Below are 17,003 nucleotides of genomic sequence, written 5' to 3'. Positions count from 1 at the left end.
CCTATTGCTCCGCTGCGAAGACGATCCGGCACCCGGCCCGTTCCAACAGCCGCCAGATGACTTCCCGCTTGTCGGCATCCATGCGTTCCCAGGCGGCGTTGCCGATCCGGCCCAGAGACTTGCAGGCCGCCTCTCGCGCCTGCTCCTGCGTGGGGTAGGTTGCTGCGTCTGGAGTGGTATCGCCGTTCTGCCAGCGCCAGTACATCAGCGTCGCGCCTCCGCCCAGGCGCGCTCGTAGCGCGACTGCAGGCTGTCGTGGGCCTGATCTGCACCCAGAAGGTCGGGGCAGAAATCGGTCTCGCCCAGGCGCCAGAGGTGCCGCATGTTCCGGCTGTTCACAACGTTGCCACCCGCCGGGTAGACCTCGATCGCACAAGCATCGGTGCCCCATGCGAGGTTCTTGATTTCCTGCAGCTGGTCCCAGGTGATGGTGCCGTCGTGCGCGACACCAAGACGGCCGAGCGCCACGTCGACGGTAACCTCGAACCCGTAGGCCTCGAACCGGCGGAAGGCCCGATCCCCGTGTTCATGCACCGGCCCGATCATCGCAGCGCTCTCCAGCCAGGGTATTCCACCCCGAATTCCCGCCAGACGGTCTCGACCCATTCGTCCCGCAGGATCAGTCCGACGGGGTTCCACAGGTGATAGCAGGCGTGGATGCAGATCGCGTCCCAGAGGCTCATCACACCGTCTCCCAGTAGCCGTCGGTCAACCAGCCGTGCCAGTGTCCCTGGTGATGCACCGACGGCAGCAGAGTTGGTTCGGTCTTCGAGCCATTCCACTTCCAGCTCGCTCGCTTGCCGCCCGGCTTATGTCCGTTGCCGATCAGCAGACGGCCTTCATGACCACAGCCGCAGGGGCAAAGGTAATGCATCTCGAAAAGGCCCGCCTGTTCGCGCGCGCGCAGATGGAAGGATCCGGCGATCCTCATCCTGCGCATGTCCGTCAGATCGATGAACTGGATCGCCCTCACCATGCGCCCCTCCCGAACCGCCCCATCGGCTCATCGCCGAGATCCAAGTCAACGCCGCCCCCGTGGGGCCGAAACCTGTCCACGGTTTCCGCACCCTGGTAGCCGAACTCCTCGACCTCGAGGCTGGTCGCGTACCAGGCAAGGGCCGAAGCGACGGCACTGTCGCCATGGCGGTCATAGCCGTCAGAGCCCTTGAAGCGGAAGTCGCGCGGGACACGGATCACGCCATCGACGTACTGGAGGGATTGATGGTCCTGGAGGACGTCCGGGTGCTCGCAGAGCTCGATGGTGCCATCGGCGAAGGCTTCGATGTAGGCGGGCATCTCCTGGCGGTACCACTCCACGCTGAAGCTGACCTCGACGACGGTCTCGCCGTACCGTTGAACGGCCTTCTCCGCCAGGTAGGCACCGTTGCCGGTCTTGTCCATCGCGCCGCCCGCAAAGCGGGGAATGCGGTCACAGACATAGAACAGGATATCGCGCTGCTGATCGAAGGGTATGTTGCGCAGCTCGACGATCAGCTTCTGGCGCCGGACGAGGTCCAGGCCTTCTTCGAGGATGACGATATCCGTCGCGTCACCGGACCGCGCGAAGTCCTCGCCCATGTAATGACGGCGGTCCGGATTGAGGCCCTCGAGGATCGGGCGCAGCTGGGTCTCGCACCAGTCGAGTGCATCGGCAAGACGCACGTGGTCCGGCGCATTGCGGAAATGATCGTCGCGCACCCAGCGCTTGAAGGGGATGCCCGCGACCATCCGCTTTTCGATCTGCACCCGGGTGAGAGCGGCGCCTTCCGCTTCGGCGGGGATCGCGTCGAGCTCCTGGCGCATGGCGGCGGTGCGGGCGCCGTAGGAGCCGCGGATCAGTGCTTCCCACTCGTCCTCGGCTTCCTGTGACCAGGTCAGCCCCTTCATCCTGCAGACACGCCTGTAAAGACCGTTTTCAACGGCCTTCGAGAATGGCATGAAATGCACCGCGAAAGGGTTCTTCTTGGCCTTCGCCTCCCGGATCAGCTCGTTGAACGGGTTCAGCACGCCGTTGTGGGTCGAGATCACGCGGACCTTCCCGCCCCAGATCAGCAGGGCGTTCACGGCGTCAATGACCTCGCGCACATCGCGGTGGAAGGCGGCCTCGTCGATCACCACCACGCCCTGAAGGCCGCGGATGTTCGCCGGGTTCGAGGACAGGGCTTCCACCCGGTAGCCGCTTGCGAAGTTGATCCTGAAGGCCGAGATGTCTTTCGAGGTGCCGTCGGCGCGTTCATCCTTGAAAAGGAACTCCTCGATCTGGTGCAGCTCACCGGCGATAACCTTCGCGAAATGCGCCACGTAGCCGATGAACTCCCGTCCCTTGTCTTTCGTGTCGCCGATGTAGAACACGTTGCTGCCGCCGGCTGTCCGGCTGGCGGCGGCGATCAGGGTATCGTCCAGGGCCTCGGCGAAGGTGATCCCCGTCCTGCGGCCTTTCTCGGCAAGCTTCAGATCGCTCTTGTCCTCGAGCCATTCCTTCTGGTGGAGCATCAGGATGCCATCGGCGAAGGGGTCGAGATCCTCGGGGATGTCCGCGCCGCGTGTCAGCTGGTCGGGCAGGGCGGCCGGATCCCGCGCGAGGACCGGCGCACCGGCCACCCGTTCCGGATCGCTCCCGGTCATTCCCGCAGACCGAGGAATTCGCGCCGCAGCTCCGCGATGCGATCCGAACCCATGCCGGTCTCGGTCGCGACCTTCTCGAGGGCGCCATCAACCTGGTTGGCGAAGGCAGCAAGCTGGGCACGCTTGCGTTCGATCGGCACGCGTTGCGCGTTCACGGCGGATTGCAGCGCGCGCGCCAACTCCATCGCGTCCTTGGGCGACATGTCGGCGCCACCGTTGAGCAGCTCGAAGATCAGCGTCTTGATCGTTTCGGCGGCCATGATGGTCACGTCGTCAGTCTGGTCAGGGTCCAACCGTTCGGTCAGCGCGGCCGTCATCTGCCGCACTTCCTCATGCCGCCGACTGATCCGAGCGATGTTGATCGAATGCCGGTTGAAGGCTGACATGGAGATCGGCCCGAGGCCCAGCACCGCCAGGCGTTCGTTGAATTCGGCATGGATGTCCTTCTGCAGGCGGTCCCGGTCCTTCAGTTCCTGGAAAGCCCAGGCAACGACCGGGTCCGCTGCCTCTGGCAGAAGATCGATCGACGAGAGACGTCCGCGTCCTTGGCGTGCCATCCGGTCACCTCGGCAGAGAGGGTTGTTTGATCCCGACGATCATGCCGTCGCGGTCAAGATGTTCCTGGCCGCGTTCGGTCAGATGGGCGATGATCGCGGTGCCGGCCTTTCGCAGACGCACCGCGCCCGCCTGTCTTTCCAGCCAGTCCAGCTGCGTATGAAGGTATTCGCGGCTGCGCCGCACCGCGAACTCCTTCAGGACCACCATGATCAGGCTGTCGCTCATGGCCTTCGCCGGCTCATCGGCCAGGGCTTTCAGGATCACCAGCCGCACCTCCGCGTCGAAATGATCGCTGTACCCCTCGAACACGTTCCCGCTCATCCGCCTTTCCCCTTCATTGAGATCAGAAAGTCCTCGATCCGGCCCACGGCCCGGCTGGTGCTTTCGGTGTTTCGGTCGATCGCCATGACCCGCTGGTCGAGGCGCGCCACGGTCAGCTCCATCTCGTGGAACTCTTCTCGCGTGGGCAGATGCTCTATGTCGCTTTCGACGCGTGCCAGGCGCTTGTCGAAGGTGTCCATGCGCTCCGCCACGCTCTCGAACTTCGAACCCGTTGCCCCACCGGTTTCCTCGCTCTTGCCGCTCGAATTGAAACGCAGGTAGAGGCCGAGCGCGATTAGAGCTGCGGCGGCAAACAACCCCCACAGATCCTCGCGGGCGAAGGCCCCTTTCAGGAATTCCGCGATGAGTTCCATCCGAGATAGACCCCCGACGCCATACAGATCAGTGACAACAGCTGGTAATTGGCGGTTGCCGTCGTCGATACGCCCGCCGACATGAAGCTCAACGCAATCACCAGCCAGACGCCCGCTGCGCAACACATGGCGAGGAAGCGCATGGTCTGCCCATGTCTCAACCGAAGCAGGACCGGGACGAGCTGCGCGCCCGCGATCAGCGCCACGAGCGCCGCCCAGTTAAGTGCTCCGAGGTGGCTGAACCCGGAATAGCTGTCGCGCAGCAGCAGTTCCGGTTGGCGGGCGAGCAGCTGCGCCCAGGAGAGCAGGTTGAGCGCCGAGAAGAGCTCGATCAGCCGGACCGGATCAGCGAACAGGAACCCGCGGGTCCGCCTGACGAGGGGGGTAAGCATCGATCAGCGGATTTTCTTCGACGCGCGCACCCGGCCGACGATCGCCACGATACCACCGACGCCGGCCGCGACACTGGACAGCAACACTGGCAACGCCTGTGCGTCAGCGGGCGAGATCGTGTAGCCGAGCAGGCCGAGGCCCGAACCGACAACGGCGGTAACCCCGCCCCAGACGGCGCGTGACGCAAAGGGAGATTTGGTATCGGTCAACATGGTGCTTTCCTTTCCTGTGTTGAGAGCTCAGGCGTGGACGATGGGCGCGGTGTAGCGCGCAACAACCCAGCCTTCCTGTTCGCCGTAGCGCACCTTGATCCAACTGCGGTCAGCAAAGATACCGGCACGGATCACGGGCACGATCACGCCATCGGGGATCGCGGTGATGACGTTCGGATTGAACGACGGCCAACGCCGCATATTGAGTGTGTCGCCGTTGACGTCGATCTCGACGAACTCCCCCGCATCCTCCATGGGATCCGAGGCGTCATCGGCTTTTGCGCCCTGGACGTCATCCCGGCCGAGCACCCGTGCCTTGATGCTGTCGAGGGGAAACAGGGGGTTCGTGTCCACCTTGCGACCAGGCGAGACATACCAGTGGGTGACGATGTCCTCGAGTGTCGGAATGTAGGCGAAGAGTGCGACGAGCAACTCCTCGACCGCATCGATCTGCTCCTCGGTGTAATCCATCCACCAGCCGGTGCCGTGCTCTTTCGACTGCGCGAACCAGATATCATGCTCCACGATATCGAAGGTCTGCTTGTACCAGGCGCGCGCCTTCCCTTGACCCGCATCGGTCATGCGGCCGGGGTTCACGATCTCGATCCCGATGGAGAAATTGTTGCACCCACGGCGGCCGTGATATTCGGACGTTCCGGCATGGCCGGCCCGGCGGTTCGTGGGGACCTGCTGGGTCACGGTGCCGTCGCGCTCGACAACGAAATGCACGGAAACGCCGCTGGGTGCGCTGAGCAGGTAATTGGCCGAGTTGAATTTGGTCAGGCGACCTGCGGTATCATGGAGCACCACGATGGTCGGAGTGATCTTGCCGCCGATGTTCTGAGCGCGGCTGAAGCCGATATCCTGGGCGATGTGATTGCGGAATTTCATTACATGCTCCATCTCCCTCACGGCTTCTGCCAGCCGCTGCGGTTATTCGGCGCGCTGCGCCAGTGCCATGGTCAACCAGATAGCACCCGCGAAATCACGCGCTCACGGTGAAGGAGTTCAGGGGTTAGCTTCGATTGAAGAGGGGGAGGGAGTTGACGGACCTGTCGGTGTCGATGTCCAGGTCGCCACGCAGCTCGGCGCGGAGTTGGCGGACGCGCCGGACCGTCACCCCGAATTCCGCCGCGATATCGTTTGCCGATCTCGCAGGATCGGTCAAGCCCGCATCCAGTACGGTGGCCCGCAGGCGCGACGCCCTCTCTTCGGCGTCGGAGCCACGCTGGGACGGGAAGTGAACCTCCTCACCGCCGCAACGTCCCGCGAGCCAAATGCAGATGTCCAGGCCGAGTTCGCTCGCCAGTTTCGACAATTCGACGTGTTCCGCCTTGGGGATGTAGCGGCGCTGGCCGCCGGCGTTCGCCAGCACGCGCAGGCGCGCCGCAAGACCGAGATCCCGTTCCAGTTCGTCCAGGAGGCCGGCATGCCAGGTCATTTGCGCCGTGCCTTCCACCGCCGAGCACGGTTCGACATTTCGCCGTTGCATCCGTGGACTGTCACCACGCGTCCTTCCGCGAACACGTAGCGGACGCCGTCGTGCACTTGGGCTTTTGCGCCGACGCCGCGCCCCTCCCGGGTCATCAGCTCGATCCGGCGGCGCAAGGCGTTAACATCGACGCCGTAGACACGCTCGAGATACCGCAGAACGGCGTGATCCGTCACGATATCCCGATCGCGGCTCATCAGCGGCCCCGCCAGTCGAAGTCGATGCCGGTACGCTTGCCCCAGGCGCGCAGCGCGGCGATGACAGCCTCGATCTGCCCGGGATCGCGCAGCATATCGACGTCGGCCGGGACCGATGCCCATGCATCGCCGAAGCGCGTGCGGATGAAGGCGTTGAGGCCCGCGCGGCCCGGCCGCTCCAACTCGCCCGCCTCGCCGAGCTTGCGCCAGAGTACGTGAATGAGGCGCAAGTCCGCGCGAGGGGCGGAGGGACGGCGCTTGCCGCTTTGCGGCTTGAAACCGCTCGCCTTCAGCCGATCGAGGACGGCGCGCAGATCGGTTTCGGTCATGTCGCGCATGGAGGCCTTGCCACAGACAGCGAGCTGGAGGTCGCGTCGCGCATCGCTGTCGATGGCCAGCTGACGACAGGCCACGTGGATCTGTTGTTGGAGAGCCCGCGTCATGCCGTGTACCTGCGGAAGAACATCGGTTTGATGGGCTTTCGACGCGATTTGAAAGGCCATCGTGCGACTACCTCGCGGGCATGGTCGGTGCGATGGCTGAAGGCAGTACGCAGGCAATCGAGTGCGGCCTCGTGGATCAGATCAAGCGGTTTGGCCAGCCCGCACTGAACAGACGTGTGGTCACGGCCGCCGAAGGATCGACCTATTTGCAAAAGCGAGGTTTCGGTGAACTCAGCGCAAAGACGGTAGGCAACGGCGCGCCGGCTTGTGTCTACCCGCCCTCGGCCCGGTCCGGTCAATACATCGACCGAGATCCCGAAATGATCGGCGACGGCAACAGTGATTTCTTCGACCGTGAGGGCGGTCGGGACAGGGGCGGCGCACGGTTTGTCGAGACGGTCGATACCCATCAGATATCCCCCGCCAAGATGTAGAGACAGGCCGCAGCACCTGCGCTCAACAACGCACCGTAGCAACCGATCTGCGCATATTCTCGATTTCCATCTCTGATCGCTCCCCCGGCACCCACGGCAAGCCAGAGGGAGAAGAGCTGGGCGATCACGGCGAGGCTGTATGCGAGGATGCTCATTCTTCGTCCCTCCGACGGTTCCTGACGGCGTGCTCGAGCTTTGCGGTTGCGAGGATCGTCGGCTTCAGCTCGGCGGATGCGACATCGTACCCACGCCCGAAGCGGCCGTTCAGCCGAGGAAGCATGGCTCTGGGAATAGCCTCCCAGTTGGAAGGATCGGTGTTGGTCTTGTCGCCGTCGAGGCACTTGAGGCACATGCCCTCTGGCACCGGTCCGTTCACCTTCTCCCAAAGCCAGCGGTGCTTCTGGACGGGCCGGGTCGCTGCGCCGGTCCACGGGTTCGGCTCGTCCACGATCATAATGACGTAGCCGTCCTTTGCGTCGATCCGCTCGTGCCCCGCCCCCCGGAACGTGTGGGGACGGGCCCCTTTCTTGAACTGGGTTTTCGCGCTGTTCGGGTTGAAGGGCATCTTCCGGCCCTTGTTGGGGGGAACCTGACCAGGCACGAACTGCCCGGTTCGTCCCGTCAGCCAGCCCTTGCGCTTGCAAAGCGCGGTCAGGTTCGCCTGGCTGACATCGCTCCGGCCGGACCACTTCACGAACGCCGCATGCAGATCGCGGCGCGGCAGTTGGTGCAGCGCCTCGATGAACACCAGCTCGGCTTCGCTGTATGTGATCCGCCGGCCCTTCATTCCTGCGGACCGGAAATCTGGGGAAGGTGCTTCAGCACCTTGTCACCGTGTTCGGCGTAGAGCTTCGCGGCCTTCAGGGCCAGCTCGCCGTTCGCCGTGATCTTGTCCGCAAGCGACACCATTGCATCGGCGCGTTTCACCTCCTTCTCGATCTGCTCGAGGTCCATGTCTTCCTCGGACAGCCGTTCGAGTTGAGCAAAGAGGTGGTTGTTGAGGTCGGTCAGCCGGTTCTTCATGGGTCAAGCCTTCGCCAGGTCGATGGTGATCGGCTGCCACGGCGCATCGTGCTTATCGCGACAGTAGGCGCGGTGATAGGTCTTCGAGCCCACGACCCGCATGGCGTCGCGGATCGCGTCCTGGCCCCGCTTCCACCGCGGATCGTCGCTTTCACGGCGCAGGAGGACAAAGATCAGCGCCTTGTTCACCGTCCCTTCCTTGTCGGTGTTGAAGGCGTCCGTCACGAGGCCGCGCAGTTCCGCCCGCGCATCGGCCGACCACTCGTTGAGGCACTCGTCGAAGATCGCCTTTGCCGTCTGCAGTTCCGGACCGAACACGATCCGGTCCGCCACAGAGACGGTCACCTTGTAGAGGCCATCCACCGTCATCAGGGTGGCATTGCCTTTCTTGCCTCCGAGCTTGGCATCGTACTCCTGGGCGAGAATGGCCTCGAACGCGCCGATGTCATCGAACGTGTGTTCCTTGAACCGGGCTACCTGGCCGGATAGCGCCTTTGCGTACCCGACGATCTTGCGCACGGTTTCGTCCTCAAGCAGGTGCTGCGCCTTGATCGTCTCGATCGGCTGCCAGCCGCCCTTGCCGTCGCCCATGTAGGTACGACCTTCGATATCCTTGCGGCCATCCGGGATCGGTGCGGGGGTGAAGTTGGTCATGTTTCAGGTCCTTTCGGTTTCAACAAAACGGGGTTGACGGGACGGGTCCGTCGGCCGCCCCGGCAAGAGACCACTGACAGCGATCAGCAGCGCCATGGCCTCGATCTCGTCCATCGTGCAAAGCGTCGTGCCGCGCGGGCCCATCAGGTCCACCTTGGCGACACCGCTGCCCGCAAGGCGCAGCAGCTCCTCGGGTTTGAAGCGAGCGTCTTCAGTCATGGCGCACCACCGTTCCCAGGAGAGCTTTCTCAAGCAGGCGCTGCCCGTATTCAGACGTCGTCATGCCATGCTCGGCCGCGCCCTGTTCCAGCAGGCTGTGCAGCCGCATCGGGATCAGGATGTTGCGGGGCGTGACCGGGGATACCGCGTCGGTCGAGTTGCTAGTCTCACGTGTCCTGGCAAAGGTTTCGATTTTCTCGCCATGCGCGCGGGCCTTGCGGATGGCCTCGTAGACGCCGTTTGGATGAATACCGAGTTGCTGGGCAATCTGCACCGGGCGCACCCGTGCCTTCGCCAGTTTCACGATGGACGCGTAATGTTTGCTCATGTGTCGGGCTCCCCGTTGTATCGTGGGCACTTGCGGCAGGCCCGGAACATGCGGACCGTCATCGGTGCTGAGGACCGCAGTTCGCCGGCGTCATCCTGCCAGGTGAGGCAGTCCTCGCTGCTGATCGGGCCGAGCGCGGGGCACTGGACAGTGCCCGGTGCATAGATGGCCCTCACGCGTCTTTCGATGTTGCCGAGGCTGCCCTTGTACTCGTTGCGCAGGACCTGGCTGATCACGGTTGCGGAAAACTTCAGCCGCCGTGCCACCTTGTTCTGGGATGACCCGTCCGCGTCGCAGGCATTGACCAAGGCCTCGACCCAGTCGGGCAGGACACCCCAGCACTCTTGCGCCATATCCATTCTCGGGCTCATAGGAACTCTCCCGCGACATGGACGACGCGCTCTTCGTTGCCGTCGATCAGGACTGTTTTTCGTTGCCGTTTCGGGGGCAGGGGACCGGTATCGCGCACCAACCGGTAGCGGGCCGCGCGAACACCGGGGCGGGCCTTCTGGATCACCGACAGGTATCCGGCTTCCCGAAGAAGGGAGACATAGCTGCGGATCGCGTCTTCGTTCGGCAAGCCGTCACCTACGCCGATGGCCAGGGCGATCTCGTCGGGCGTGAACATCTTCAGGGTGCGCATCGCGGCCCAGATCGCCCCGTCACCGGTCTGACGGCGGCGCGAGACGAAGGCCTGCGCCTGCGTCGGGTCGAGCACCGTGAAGTAGGGCGTCGGGCCCTGCCGTCCGGCATCGCGCAGGATGCCTTCGCGGCGGAGCTTGCGGGTGAAGTTCTGCCGGGCCCATTCAGACACGCCGCATGCCGCATCCACCTCCGCATTGGTAAAGCGGGCCCGGGACAGCATGAAGGTCCACATGGCCTTCTCACGGTCGTTTGAGGGGGTATAAACAGGCAAGCTCACAGCAGACCCTCCCGGGGTGCGGGAGCCTCGCCGCGCAGAAACGGCGCGTCTCCCCATTGGTCCAGCGTCATGGCGTCGGCGCCCTGCAGCCGGCTCTGCTCCTTGACGTAGGCAAGATCGACACTGATCCGCCGGACCGACCCCTTGTTGACCTGGACGATCCGCTCGATCAGTGCGTCGTCGAGTTCGATATCCGGCGCGTAGAACTCCGCCAGCATCCGGGCATCCCGAAAATCTGCCGGCTCGGCCGCCGTCCAGGCCAGCATCCGGCCGTCGACCAATTCCCACCGGCGCAGCTTCTGCGGCAGCAATTCCATCCCGATCAGGATCACCGGCATGCTCGAGCCGTCATGCATGTCCCGGATGATCTCGATCATCCCGCGATCGACCGCGTAGTCGGCCTCGTCGATCAGCAGGGTCCGGCCCGCAATGGCCAGCCCTTCGTTCACCTGGTCCATCATTTCGGCCATGGTGGGCCGGCGGACGATCGACAGCTCCCGCAGGATGGCGGTGAGGAGGGTCTTCTTGGTCCACATCTTCTGGACCGTGATGTGAATCGCGTCGAGATTGGCGGCGGCATAGGCGCCCGCAAAGGTCTTGCCGAGGCCCGTGGGACCGTAAAATGCCGCCATGCCGGGCAGGCCGAAGGCGCGGCCTTCGACCCGCTTGATGAGCGTTGCCAGCGCCGCGACGTTGCGCAGCGGTTTGATACTGTTGCCGGTGTTCTTTCGATGTGTCATCTTCTCTCCACTCTGCTCAATCGCCGTCGCATGGTCGCACCCGTGCGGCGGCAACTCTTTTTGGGGGTCAGCCGACCCCGTCCTTGCCATGCAGCTCGAACATCAGGGCGAGGCCCTGGTACTCGGCGGTCTCCACGTACTCCTTCACCCAGCGCGCCTCGGCGGCACCGATAGCCTGGCCTCGATCTGACCGATCGAGCAGGTCCCGGGCGCGCCAGAAGCGATCCGACGGCCCCTCGCCGGACGTCGTCGGTGCGGGCTGTTTGCCGGGGAACTGCATGATCAGCGCATCGCGCGCCGCGTCGATCTCGGGCGCTTCCGCCGGGGTGTAGGTTGCCCGCCGATGTGCCGGGCGATCGGTGGCCTGCCGGAATTCCGGCGCCACCACCTTGCTCGTCAGGGCATCGCCGGGGGCCGGAGCGGCCGATGCGCTCAGCCGGTCCGCCAGCTCGGAGGGGGAAAGGGGGGCGACCGCCTTCGCGAGTTCGCGCTCCGCGCGCTGGATGCGCGCCTTGCGTTTCGCGGTGCGGCGTGCGTCCAGGAGGCTGAAGAACCCGACCTTCTGACGACACTCCGCAAAGCCGAGATAGGCACCGTCCGGCGCATAGATCGACATGCCCTCGTGCAGCGCATCCGGATCGAACCGGGCAACCACCTTCATGCCGGGATGTTGGGACATCCAGTCGGAGTGATAGTAGTTACCGAACAGCCGAAGCTGGCCGTTGAGCGCGTTCAGCTTGCCGACCTGCTGCGCCATCATCCAGAGCCGCCGCTGCTCCTCGGTGGCCTTGCGGATGGGCGCGTCGGCGTAGCTTTCAGCGAAGGTCCGGTCGAACGACCGGCCCGCCGCATTGTCCGTCAGCCGACCCTCGCGGGCGTTGTGCTCGGCAATCCCCTCGTCGAGGACGGAGAGGAAGGTCTCGAGCGGTATGGCGCGGGACCGGTAGTTCTCGGGCTTGGCCTGGGGGTTCTTCCCGACATAGGCACCGTGGAACCTCACGTCCTTCGCGATGTCGTTGGCCAGATCGCCGAAGCCCCGCTCGATGGGCTTCGATTGCCCGCTTGCCGGCCGCGCCCAGGTGACCCCAACATCCATCAGCGCCAAGACGCCCAATGGGTCATCGTCCCGCACCTTGAACCGGAAACGGGTCGGCGTGCCGCCCGTCAGCCACTTGTTCGCAAACTCGCGTCCGTTGTCGAACAGGCAGCGGCGCGGGATGCCCCAGGTCTCGACCAACTCGCCGAAGGCCGCCATCACCATGACCTTGTTCGGATCGTGGTCGACCCGCCAGGACAGTATCTTGTTGGAATAGAGGTCCTGGAAGGCCACGATCTGGGGACGGTCGATCTTGCCATCCGGCCACTCGACGAAGACGTCGATCTTGTGGCAGTCGGCGTTGACCGCTTCCAGTGCGACGAGACCGGAGCGGTCCCTGATCTGGGCGGGAAAGCACTTCTCGAGCCCCGCAATCCCCTCCCGCGCGAACACCCGCGTGACATGCGGCACCTCGCGCTCGATCCGGCGGTAGGCGGTCCGCTCCTTCAACACCGCCCAGCCCTGCCGCTTGGCCTCCTTGAGGGCCACGCGGTGGCATTGGCGAAAGGTCTGGGCCGCGATGCGCAGATAGAGGCTCTTGAGAAACTCCATGAAGGGCTCGACCGAGCTGTCGGTGGGGGCCTCGCGCTTGGCCATGCGGTGCCGGGGCGCCAGATAGGCAAGCCGGTCATCGACCCGAACACCTTCGATCATCTCGAGCCAGTTGTAGATGGTGCGCGCGCCGTTGCCACAAAGCTGGGCCGCCTGTTCTACGGCCGCAACCTGTGTCAGTCCGACACTCACAAGTCGCTCGACGGTCTGCACCGTCCGGAGACGGTCGGCTGCCTTGTCCTTCACGTGCTGGGGCAGCCTGTCGAAGGCGGCCCAGGCTGCGCCCCGGTCGGGTTTTGCCTTGACCTTGTCGACGTCCTGCATCAGCAGCGCGAGCTGTGCTGCCCGCGGCAACAGGCTCCAGTGATATTGCCAACCACCGCCCCGGCCGCGCTTGATCCGCGCGCCACCTGGAATGTCACGCCACCCCATCTGGTAGGCGCGGAGATTGATCGCACGGGCGGTGCCGGGCAATTCGGGCAGGCGTGCCGCGACAAGCTCGTCGGCAGTCCACCAGATCTGTTCAGGTTCGGCGCGCGGCATCAGCTCCTCCGGCTCTCGAAGGAAACGATCTCGCCGCCGGGGGCGTCGAGTTGATCCAGCAGTTCCCGCAAGGGCACGGCATGGTCGCGCACGAACTGGCGGCGTGCCGCCTTCGATGCCCGCGCCCAGGTTTCAGCCAGCTTGCCGCTGTCCTGATCCGCCTTGGTCTTGACCGCAGCGCCGGGCTGCACCCCCTGCGCGCGCAGCGCGGCGCGGGCATTCTTCGCCGTGCCCTGCGACAGGGCCTCGCAGATCGCGCGGCGGTCTCCGGCGTCGCCAAGCTTTCCGAGAAATTCGAGGTCGTTCAGTTGCACCCGGCGCTCCGCACGGCGCAGCATGGCGATCTCATCGGGCGCGAGGTCCGTTGCGGCCTTGATCAGGCGGCGAATGGACCGCTCGTTCTTGCCCAGAACGTCTGCTGCGTTGGCGGCGAAACTCCAGATGGACATTTTGTCCGTCTGGACGCCGTTGATAGCGTTCAGGCCCTTTGCACCGTTTCTGGTCTCGGGATGCTCTTCCTCGTACAGCCGCTTCTGCGCGGCCAGGAAAAGCCCCATGTCGAGGGGGTTCAGGGGCGCGCCGGCAAGGTTGCCCTCGACCTCGATCTTCATAGCCTGGTGGTTGCTGCAGGTGAAGACGCTGACAGGGACCTCGCTCAGGCCCAGCTTGCGCGCGGCTGTCAGCCGGTGCATCCCGTCCAGCAGGCGGTAGCCGCCCTTGATCTTCTGGACCTGCAATGGGTGCAGCAGGCCCAACTCGCGGATCGAACAGACCAGCGTGTCGACCGCCGCTGCGGAAACGCCCCGCAGCCGTTCCTCGACCTGGATCGCGTCAGGGGGCAGGTGGGTGATCTTCTGTTTTGTCGGGGTAGTCATGCTGCGCCCCCCGCAAGGACGCTGAGATTGGCTGTCATCAGGTCTTCGTCTCCGGTGATTTGGTCAGTGTGTAGTAGAACCGCCGCTGGCCATCCTTGACCTCCTGGCGGCAGGTGATTTCCGCGCCGTTGGCGCGCAATTCGGCGATCGTGGAATTGACCGCGCAGATGTCGGCCTGCTCGGCGAGGTCACGGGTGCTGAGTTCGCCCTTGGCATGCTGCAAGGCGCGAAGGGCGCGGCGCAAGCGGGGGCTGGTACTGAGCTTCCCGTGGTGCATCAGGGACGCCCCGCGGTCTCGAATTCGAGGATCTCCGCGCAGCGCTCGAACAGCCCGTCGTCGAAGGCGATCAGTGCGGTTGCCGCGAGGACATCCCGTGCCGCCTCGACCTTCAGTTTGAGGAGATCTGTGTGGTCGCTGTCTGCTTCTGCTGAGACCGTGGTGCCTTCGCGCGCCACGAACGCGCGGAAGTCGATCAGCTCGTCGTGCACCTTCTTGTAGTTTCTCAAGGCCGCCTCAAAGCTGCGCAGCTTCTCGGCCGGGCTCAGATCAGGCGAAGATCCTGGGTTCAGCCAGTCGGGAAGGGTCATTGCATCAGGCTCCCCGCAAACAGCCCTGCGAAGAGCAGGACAAACAGGGCGGCGGCGCCAAGGGCATCGCCGAGAATTGTGACCGCGCGGCGCAGCCCGGAGGAACTGTGGGTCGCCGCGCGGTCCTCTCCGTCGTCAGGACAGCCAGACCGACGACGGAGAACCGAAATGGAGGTTTTCATGACAGGAAAACGAGCTGACGGGTTCGACGATCTCGTCGATCCCAAACCGATGGTCAGGTGACGGCTCATGAGGCACTCCTTACATTGCGGTTGGGAGAAGGGCGGGGGATGTCATCGGGCCATTCGAGGTCAGCGGGCCAGTTGTCGCTGAACCATTGAACGATCCGGTTTGCCCTCCCGATGGTCACATCTGAGGTCAGCTTCAGGTTTCGAAAGAACTTGCCGTCGTTAGCCGCATAACTCGAAACAGTTGATAGCTTTAGCTTGGTCTGCTCCACGTAGGCGTCTGCAAGCCTGATGATTGTATCTTTCTGCATTGATCGGCCTCGGTGTTGTTACCGATACTATAAGGGGTATTATTACCGATAGTCAAGCATGCCGATTTTCGGTAATTATACCGAATCATGACGCATCGCCGAATTGACTTCTCCGCCATTGTGACCAGTCGCCTTGCAGAGCTGGAACAGAATGCGTATGCCATTGAAAATAAATACGGTCTTCCTGCCGACGCCATTCGGAACGTCAGCAGAGGCGACAAGAACGCCGGGCCACGCCTCAAACGTGTCGAAGAGATTTGTGATGCGTTGGGCCTCGAAATTTACATTGGCCCGCCTAGACCTGACCTCGCAGAGGCCCAGAAGGTGGGGGCGGATTTTGCGCGAATTCCGAGATACGATGCGCGACTAGCGGCCGGACCAGGAGCGCTGAATAGCGAGGAACTTCCCAGTTCGTCACTCGCTTTCCGCACGGACTGGCTTGCGCGGATAGGTGTGAACCCGCGGCACTGCTGTATCGTAGGTGTTACCGGCGACAGCATGGAGCCGACGCTGTACGACGGCGATCTCGTCATGATCGACCGCAAGGTGCAGAGCTGGCGCACGAACCGTCTCTTCGCCTTCGTCAACGCCGACGGCGACGCCCAGGTCAAACGCGTCCGCGTCCTGGATACCGCCATCGTGCTTCAGTCAGATAACCGGGACGTTGATCCGGTGGTGGTGTCAGGCCGCGACGCGGATCAATTGACAATCATCGGCCAGGTTGTCTGGGCCGGTCATGACTTTGAGCGGTAATGTTAGTCATTGGCATCTAGGTCGCCAGTTGTGAAATCACCGGAGAACTCCTGTGCGACGCTCACCACTGCACCTTCGTCCGCCCTTAAAATTTCCCCAGTCACCAGTTTGATTCTCGCGACATAACCCACGAGGGCGAAGTGCTCCTTAGCTTCTGCGTCGCTAAGAATTCTCCACCTGCCAGTCGAGCGTACTTCACCTGCGCTGTGATCAGCGATTGTCGTGGAAGTGAGGGTCTGGCTCTTCTCACCCCAAATATCGAAGGGGATGAACCGAACCTCTATTGCTGAAACTGGTTTATCGACTTTGAGCCGGTATGTGATCTCGTGTATCCAATTGCGGTCTGCAATTACTGTTCTGGGAGTGATCTCTTCCATACTGACCGGCAGGCTTGGGTCATTCACAATGATCCACTCGCGATCGAGAGAGCTATATCGGTTGATCTTGATCCCATAACCAGCGTCGACATTCATCGAGGTGCCTTTGCCTCTGATGGTATCCGAATGGGCAGGGATAGAGACCGCGCCGACGAATAGGATCGTCGCGATGAGATGAAATCTGGTCATGAAAATTCCTTTCCTAAATTCGACAATCTGCCCTGACGCTTTACCAGCCTTGTGATCTGATTTAGACCTGAGAGCGATGTCGTTTGCAACAAGCACCGACACAAGCGGTACAATCAGAGCGACATCATTTTCGGCAGTATAAAGGGTAGGCGACGCATGGCACCGTCTTCATGTCACCTGCGCCCTTCACGAGCGCTTCTGGTTTTCGGTCTCCAAAATCACTTCCGAGTTCAGGGACGTGTGTGATGCCCTTTAACTTCGCCCTTGTGACTGTTATCAATAGATAAATCGCTTTCTCGGAAGCGCGGGACCGAAGAAGGAAGCGCACTTCCGAGTTCACAACCCAATTTTTCGCCGATAATGGGGCATATGCCGATCTTCAGAGGGCAGTTGCAGCCCTATTTTTATAGGGTTTGCGAAGATGGATAGGCCATGCAGAAATGTCTGTCTGAAGATTTGCCAGACTTGGCGACAGGCCGACTTTGACGCGAATTTGCAGGACTTCGGCGTTAAGAACGCAAGGGTTCCGCGAACTTGCTCAAACACCTGTAAAATATGGTTCAAACCCGCCTGACACCGCCTAATCCCACATAATA

The 17,003-nt window shown here is 63.1% G+C and carries 32 protein-coding genes; 1 reads left to right on the top strand and 31 read right to left on the bottom strand.

Features of this window, described 5'->3' with window-relative positions; translation table 11 throughout:
* Position 1 precedes the first annotated feature (1 nt).
* From BOO69_RS09675 to BOO69_RS09535, 30 genes are all read right to left on the bottom strand, one after another.
* On the bottom strand, positions 2-205 hold the full coding sequence (locus BOO69_RS09675; RefSeq protein ID WP_071971980.1) for a hypothetical protein: 204 nt from the start codon (positions 203-205) through the stop codon (positions 2-4).
* Positions 205-546: a DUF7694 domain-containing protein gene (locus BOO69_RS09670; RefSeq protein ID WP_071971979.1), complete on the bottom strand. Its 342-nt coding sequence runs from the start codon at positions 544-546 to the stop codon at positions 205-207. Before BOO69_RS09670 ends, BOO69_RS09675 begins: the two co-directional genes overlap by 1 nt.
* Entirely contained in the window at positions 543-683 is a 141-nt protein-coding gene (locus BOO69_RS23020) for a hypothetical protein (protein WP_156874904.1), read from the bottom strand. Before BOO69_RS23020 ends, BOO69_RS09670 begins: the two co-directional genes overlap by 4 nt.
* Positions 683-976 (bottom strand): ubiquitination-like system serine protease family protein, encoded by a 294-nt coding sequence (locus BOO69_RS09665; protein WP_071971978.1) that lies wholly within the window; start codon positions 974-976, stop codon positions 683-685. Before BOO69_RS09665 ends, BOO69_RS23020 begins: the two co-directional genes overlap by 1 nt.
* Entirely contained in the window at positions 970-2,625 is a 1,656-nt protein-coding gene (locus BOO69_RS09660) for a hypothetical protein (RefSeq protein WP_071971977.1), read from the bottom strand. Before BOO69_RS09660 ends, BOO69_RS09665 begins: the two co-directional genes overlap by 7 nt.
* Positions 2,622-3,182, bottom strand: coding sequence for a DUF3486 family protein (locus BOO69_RS09655; RefSeq protein ID WP_071971976.1), 561 nt, complete (start codon positions 3,180-3,182; stop codon positions 2,622-2,624). The genes BOO69_RS09660 and BOO69_RS09655 overlap by 4 nt, the downstream gene beginning before the upstream one ends.
* A gap of 4 nt (positions 3,183-3,186) precedes the next feature.
* On the bottom strand, positions 3,187-3,504 hold the full coding sequence (locus BOO69_RS09650) for a VpaChn25_0724 family phage protein (RefSeq protein WP_071971975.1): 318 nt from the start codon (positions 3,502-3,504) through the stop codon (positions 3,187-3,189).
* Positions 3,501-3,878, bottom strand: a complete 378-nt coding sequence (locus BOO69_RS09645; RefSeq protein ID WP_071971974.1) for a DUF2730 family protein — start codon at positions 3,876-3,878, stop codon at positions 3,501-3,503. Before BOO69_RS09645 ends, BOO69_RS09650 begins: the two co-directional genes overlap by 4 nt.
* On the bottom strand, positions 3,854-4,270 hold the full coding sequence (locus BOO69_RS09640; protein ID WP_071971973.1) for a hypothetical protein: 417 nt from the start codon (positions 4,268-4,270) through the stop codon (positions 3,854-3,856). Before BOO69_RS09640 ends, BOO69_RS09645 begins: the two co-directional genes overlap by 25 nt.
* Positions 4,271-4,273: 3 nt before the next feature.
* Entirely contained in the window at positions 4,274-4,483 is a 210-nt protein-coding gene (locus tag BOO69_RS09635; protein WP_083545492.1) for a hypothetical protein, read from the bottom strand.
* Between the two features lie 27 nt (positions 4,484-4,510).
* Complete coding sequence (locus tag BOO69_RS09630) at positions 4,511-5,374, bottom strand: N-acetylmuramoyl-L-alanine amidase (protein ID WP_071971972.1); 864 nt, start codon at positions 5,372-5,374, stop codon at positions 4,511-4,513.
* A 124-nt stretch (positions 5,375-5,498) separates the two neighbouring features.
* Positions 5,499-5,924: a hypothetical protein gene (locus BOO69_RS09625; protein ID WP_071971971.1), complete on the bottom strand. Its 426-nt coding sequence runs from the start codon at positions 5,922-5,924 to the stop codon at positions 5,499-5,501.
* Positions 5,921-6,172: a hypothetical protein gene (locus BOO69_RS09620; RefSeq protein ID WP_071971970.1), complete on the bottom strand. Its 252-nt coding sequence runs from the start codon at positions 6,170-6,172 to the stop codon at positions 5,921-5,923. Before BOO69_RS09620 ends, BOO69_RS09625 begins: the two co-directional genes overlap by 4 nt.
* Positions 6,172-6,675, bottom strand: coding sequence for a gp16 family protein (locus BOO69_RS09615; protein WP_335743916.1), 504 nt, complete (start codon positions 6,673-6,675; stop codon positions 6,172-6,174). The genes BOO69_RS09620 and BOO69_RS09615 overlap by 1 nt, the downstream gene beginning before the upstream one ends.
* Positions 6,612-7,025 carry a helix-turn-helix domain-containing protein gene (locus BOO69_RS23680; RefSeq protein WP_071971968.1) on the bottom strand — a complete coding sequence of 138 codons (414 nt, stop codon included), beginning with the start codon at positions 7,023-7,025 and terminating at the stop codon, positions 6,612-6,614. The genes BOO69_RS09615 and BOO69_RS23680 overlap by 64 nt, the downstream gene beginning before the upstream one ends.
* Positions 7,025-7,204, bottom strand: a complete 180-nt coding sequence (locus tag BOO69_RS09605; RefSeq protein ID WP_071971967.1) for a hypothetical protein — start codon at positions 7,202-7,204, stop codon at positions 7,025-7,027. Before BOO69_RS09605 ends, BOO69_RS23680 begins: the two co-directional genes overlap by 1 nt.
* The gene (locus BOO69_RS09600; protein WP_071971966.1) at positions 7,201-7,836 is read right to left on the bottom strand and encodes an HNH endonuclease signature motif containing protein; all 636 of its coding nucleotides are present in this window, start codon (positions 7,834-7,836) and stop codon (positions 7,201-7,203) included. Before BOO69_RS09600 ends, BOO69_RS09605 begins: the two co-directional genes overlap by 4 nt.
* Positions 7,833-8,072, bottom strand: coding sequence for a hypothetical protein (locus tag BOO69_RS09595; RefSeq protein WP_071971965.1), 240 nt, complete (start codon positions 8,070-8,072; stop codon positions 7,833-7,835). Before BOO69_RS09595 ends, BOO69_RS09600 begins: the two co-directional genes overlap by 4 nt.
* 3 nt (positions 8,073-8,075) lie before the next feature.
* A complete protein-coding gene (locus BOO69_RS09590; RefSeq protein WP_071971964.1) occupies positions 8,076-8,726 on the bottom strand; it encodes a DUF3164 family protein in 651 nt (216 codons plus the stop codon).
* Positions 8,727-8,729: 3 nt separating this feature from the next.
* Entirely contained in the window at positions 8,730-8,945 is a 216-nt protein-coding gene (locus BOO69_RS09585) for a hypothetical protein (RefSeq protein ID WP_071971963.1), read from the bottom strand.
* Positions 8,938-9,273, bottom strand: a complete 336-nt coding sequence (locus BOO69_RS09580) for a hypothetical protein (protein WP_071971962.1) — start codon at positions 9,271-9,273, stop codon at positions 8,938-8,940. Before BOO69_RS09580 ends, BOO69_RS09585 begins: the two co-directional genes overlap by 8 nt.
* On the bottom strand, positions 9,270-9,644 hold the full coding sequence (locus BOO69_RS09575; protein WP_071971961.1) for a hypothetical protein: 375 nt from the start codon (positions 9,642-9,644) through the stop codon (positions 9,270-9,272). The genes BOO69_RS09580 and BOO69_RS09575 overlap by 4 nt, the downstream gene beginning before the upstream one ends.
* On the bottom strand, positions 9,641-10,150 hold the full coding sequence (locus BOO69_RS09570) for a hypothetical protein (RefSeq protein WP_071971960.1): 510 nt from the start codon (positions 10,148-10,150) through the stop codon (positions 9,641-9,643). The genes BOO69_RS09575 and BOO69_RS09570 overlap by 4 nt, the downstream gene beginning before the upstream one ends.
* Positions 10,151-10,191: 41 nt before the next feature.
* Complete coding sequence (locus BOO69_RS09565) at positions 10,192-10,935, bottom strand: AAA family ATPase (RefSeq protein ID WP_071971959.1); 744 nt, start codon at positions 10,933-10,935, stop codon at positions 10,192-10,194.
* Positions 10,936-11,002: 67 nt separating this feature from the next.
* On the bottom strand, positions 11,003-13,126 hold the full coding sequence (locus BOO69_RS09560; protein ID WP_071971958.1) for a transposase domain-containing protein: 2,124 nt from the start codon (positions 13,124-13,126) through the stop codon (positions 11,003-11,005).
* Positions 13,126-14,001 (bottom strand): ParB/RepB/Spo0J family partition protein, encoded by an 876-nt coding sequence (locus BOO69_RS09555; protein ID WP_071971957.1) that lies wholly within the window; start codon positions 13,999-14,001, stop codon positions 13,126-13,128. Before BOO69_RS09555 ends, BOO69_RS09560 begins: the two co-directional genes overlap by 1 nt.
* Before the next feature lie 37 nt (positions 14,002-14,038).
* On the bottom strand, positions 14,039-14,278 hold the full coding sequence (locus BOO69_RS09550) for a helix-turn-helix domain-containing protein (RefSeq protein WP_071971956.1): 240 nt from the start codon (positions 14,276-14,278) through the stop codon (positions 14,039-14,041).
* Positions 14,278-14,589 (bottom strand): hypothetical protein, encoded by a 312-nt coding sequence (locus BOO69_RS09545; RefSeq protein WP_071971955.1) that lies wholly within the window; start codon positions 14,587-14,589, stop codon positions 14,278-14,280. The genes BOO69_RS09550 and BOO69_RS09545 overlap by 1 nt, the downstream gene beginning before the upstream one ends.
* Entirely contained in the window at positions 14,586-14,840 is a 255-nt protein-coding gene (locus tag BOO69_RS09540; protein WP_071971954.1) for a hypothetical protein, read from the bottom strand. Before BOO69_RS09540 ends, BOO69_RS09545 begins: the two co-directional genes overlap by 4 nt.
* Complete coding sequence (locus tag BOO69_RS09535; RefSeq protein WP_071971953.1) at positions 14,837-15,088, bottom strand: hypothetical protein; 252 nt, start codon at positions 15,086-15,088, stop codon at positions 14,837-14,839. Before BOO69_RS09535 ends, BOO69_RS09540 begins: the two co-directional genes overlap by 4 nt.
* Positions 15,089-15,175: 87 nt before the next feature.
* Between BOO69_RS09535 and BOO69_RS22835 the strand changes: the two genes are divergently transcribed.
* Complete coding sequence (locus BOO69_RS22835; RefSeq protein WP_083545489.1) at positions 15,176-15,841, top strand: S24 family peptidase; 666 nt, start codon at positions 15,176-15,178, stop codon at positions 15,839-15,841.
* A 2-nt stretch (positions 15,842-15,843) separates the two neighbouring features.
* Here BOO69_RS22835 and BOO69_RS09525 read toward each other — a convergent pair whose 3' ends face one another.
* Positions 15,844-16,407 (bottom strand): hypothetical protein, encoded by a 564-nt coding sequence (locus BOO69_RS09525; protein WP_071971951.1) that lies wholly within the window; start codon positions 16,405-16,407, stop codon positions 15,844-15,846.
* Positions 16,408-17,003: the final 596 nt, after the last annotated feature.

It is taken from the genome of Sulfitobacter alexandrii, from assembly GCF_001886735.1.
Lineage (GTDB): Bacteria > Pseudomonadota > Alphaproteobacteria > Rhodobacterales > Rhodobacteraceae > Sulfitobacter > Sulfitobacter alexandrii.
This window is presented reverse-complemented; position numbering and strand designations above follow the sequence as displayed.

Excerpts from the sequence above, each read along its gene's own strand:
- BOO69_RS09650 (WP_071971975.1), bottom strand. The coding sequence starts at position 3,504 with ATGAGCGGGAACGTGTTCGAGGGGTACAGCGATCATTTCGACGCGGAG.
- BOO69_RS09605 (WP_071971967.1), bottom strand. The coding sequence starts at position 7,204 with ATGAGCATCCTCGCATACAGCCTCGCCGTGATCGCCCAGCTCTTCTCC.
- BOO69_RS09555 (WP_071971957.1), bottom strand. The coding sequence starts at position 14,001 with ATGACTACCCCGACAAAACAGAAGATCACCCACCTGCCCCCTGACGCG.
- BOO69_RS09640 (WP_071971973.1), bottom strand. The coding sequence starts at position 4,270 with ATGCTTACCCCCCTCGTCAGGCGGACCCGCGGGTTCCTGTTCGCTGAT.
- BOO69_RS09550 (WP_071971956.1), bottom strand. The coding sequence starts at position 14,278 with ATGCACCACGGGAAGCTCAGTACCAGCCCCCGCTTGCGCCGCGCCCTT.
- BOO69_RS09525 (WP_071971951.1), bottom strand. The coding sequence starts at position 16,407 with ATGACCAGATTTCATCTCATCGCGACGATCCTATTCGTCGGCGCGGTC.
- BOO69_RS09625 (WP_071971971.1), bottom strand. The coding sequence starts at position 5,924 with ATGACCTGGCATGCCGGCCTCCTGGACGAACTGGAACGGGATCTCGGT.
- BOO69_RS09575 (WP_071971961.1), bottom strand. The coding sequence starts at position 9,644 with ATGAGCCCGAGAATGGATATGGCGCAAGAGTGCTGGGGTGTCCTGCCC.
- BOO69_RS09600 (WP_071971966.1), bottom strand. The coding sequence starts at position 7,836 with ATGAAGGGCCGGCGGATCACATACAGCGAAGCCGAGCTGGTGTTCATC.
- BOO69_RS09560 (WP_071971958.1), bottom strand. The coding sequence starts at position 13,126 with ATGCCGCGCGCCGAACCTGAACAGATCTGGTGGACTGCCGACGAGCTT.
- BOO69_RS09620 (WP_071971970.1), bottom strand. The coding sequence starts at position 6,172 with ATGAGCCGCGATCGGGATATCGTGACGGATCACGCCGTTCTGCGGTAT.
- BOO69_RS09580 (WP_071971962.1), bottom strand. The coding sequence starts at position 9,273 with ATGAGCAAACATTACGCGTCCATCGTGAAACTGGCGAAGGCACGGGTG.
- BOO69_RS09675 (WP_071971980.1), bottom strand. The coding sequence starts at position 205 with ATGTACTGGCGCTGGCAGAACGGCGATACCACTCCAGACGCAGCAACC.
- BOO69_RS09660 (WP_071971977.1), bottom strand. The coding sequence starts at position 2,625 with ATGACCGGGAGCGATCCGGAACGGGTGGCCGGTGCGCCGGTCCTCGCG.
- BOO69_RS09540 (WP_071971954.1), bottom strand. The coding sequence starts at position 14,840 with ATGAGCCGTCACCTGACCATCGGTTTGGGATCGACGAGATCGTCGAAC.
- BOO69_RS09585 (WP_071971963.1), bottom strand. The coding sequence starts at position 8,945 with ATGACTGAAGACGCTCGCTTCAAACCCGAGGAGCTGCTGCGCCTTGCG.
- BOO69_RS09645 (WP_071971974.1), bottom strand. The coding sequence starts at position 3,878 with ATGGAACTCATCGCGGAATTCCTGAAAGGGGCCTTCGCCCGCGAGGAT.
- BOO69_RS09570 (WP_071971960.1), bottom strand. The coding sequence starts at position 10,150 with ATGTGGACCTTCATGCTGTCCCGGGCCCGCTTTACCAATGCGGAGGTG.
- BOO69_RS09590 (WP_071971964.1), bottom strand. The coding sequence starts at position 8,726 with ATGACCAACTTCACCCCCGCACCGATCCCGGATGGCCGCAAGGATATC.
- BOO69_RS09595 (WP_071971965.1), bottom strand. The coding sequence starts at position 8,072 with ATGAAGAACCGGCTGACCGACCTCAACAACCACCTCTTTGCTCAACTC.
- BOO69_RS09535 (WP_071971953.1), bottom strand. The coding sequence starts at position 15,088 with ATGCAGAAAGATACAATCATCAGGCTTGCAGACGCCTACGTGGAGCAG.
- BOO69_RS09630 (WP_071971972.1), bottom strand. The coding sequence starts at position 5,374 with ATGAAATTCCGCAATCACATCGCCCAGGATATCGGCTTCAGCCGCGCT.
- BOO69_RS09615 (WP_335743916.1), bottom strand. The coding sequence starts at position 6,675 with ATGGCCTTTCAAATCGCGTCGAAAGCCCATCAAACCGATGTTCTTCCG.
- BOO69_RS09665 (WP_071971978.1), bottom strand. The coding sequence starts at position 976 with ATGGTGAGGGCGATCCAGTTCATCGATCTGACGGACATGCGCAGGATG.
- BOO69_RS09670 (WP_071971979.1), bottom strand. The coding sequence starts at position 546 with ATGATCGGGCCGGTGCATGAACACGGGGATCGGGCCTTCCGCCGGTTC.
- BOO69_RS22835 (WP_083545489.1), top strand. The coding sequence starts at position 15,176 with ATGACGCATCGCCGAATTGACTTCTCCGCCATTGTGACCAGTCGCCTT.
- BOO69_RS09565 (WP_071971959.1), bottom strand. The coding sequence starts at position 10,935 with ATGACACATCGAAAGAACACCGGCAACAGTATCAAACCGCTGCGCAAC.
- BOO69_RS23020 (WP_156874904.1), bottom strand. The coding sequence starts at position 683 with ATGAGCCTCTGGGACGCGATCTGCATCCACGCCTGCTATCACCTGTGG.
- BOO69_RS09635 (WP_083545492.1), bottom strand. The coding sequence starts at position 4,483 with ATGTTGACCGATACCAAATCTCCCTTTGCGTCACGCGCCGTCTGGGGC.
- BOO69_RS09655 (WP_071971976.1), bottom strand. The coding sequence starts at position 3,182 with ATGGCACGCCAAGGACGCGGACGTCTCTCGTCGATCGATCTTCTGCCA.
- BOO69_RS23680 (WP_071971968.1), bottom strand. The coding sequence starts at position 7,025 with ATGGGTATCGACCGTCTCGACAAACCGTGCGCCGCCCCTGTCCCGACC.
- BOO69_RS09545 (WP_071971955.1), bottom strand. The coding sequence starts at position 14,589 with ATGACCCTTCCCGACTGGCTGAACCCAGGATCTTCGCCTGATCTGAGC.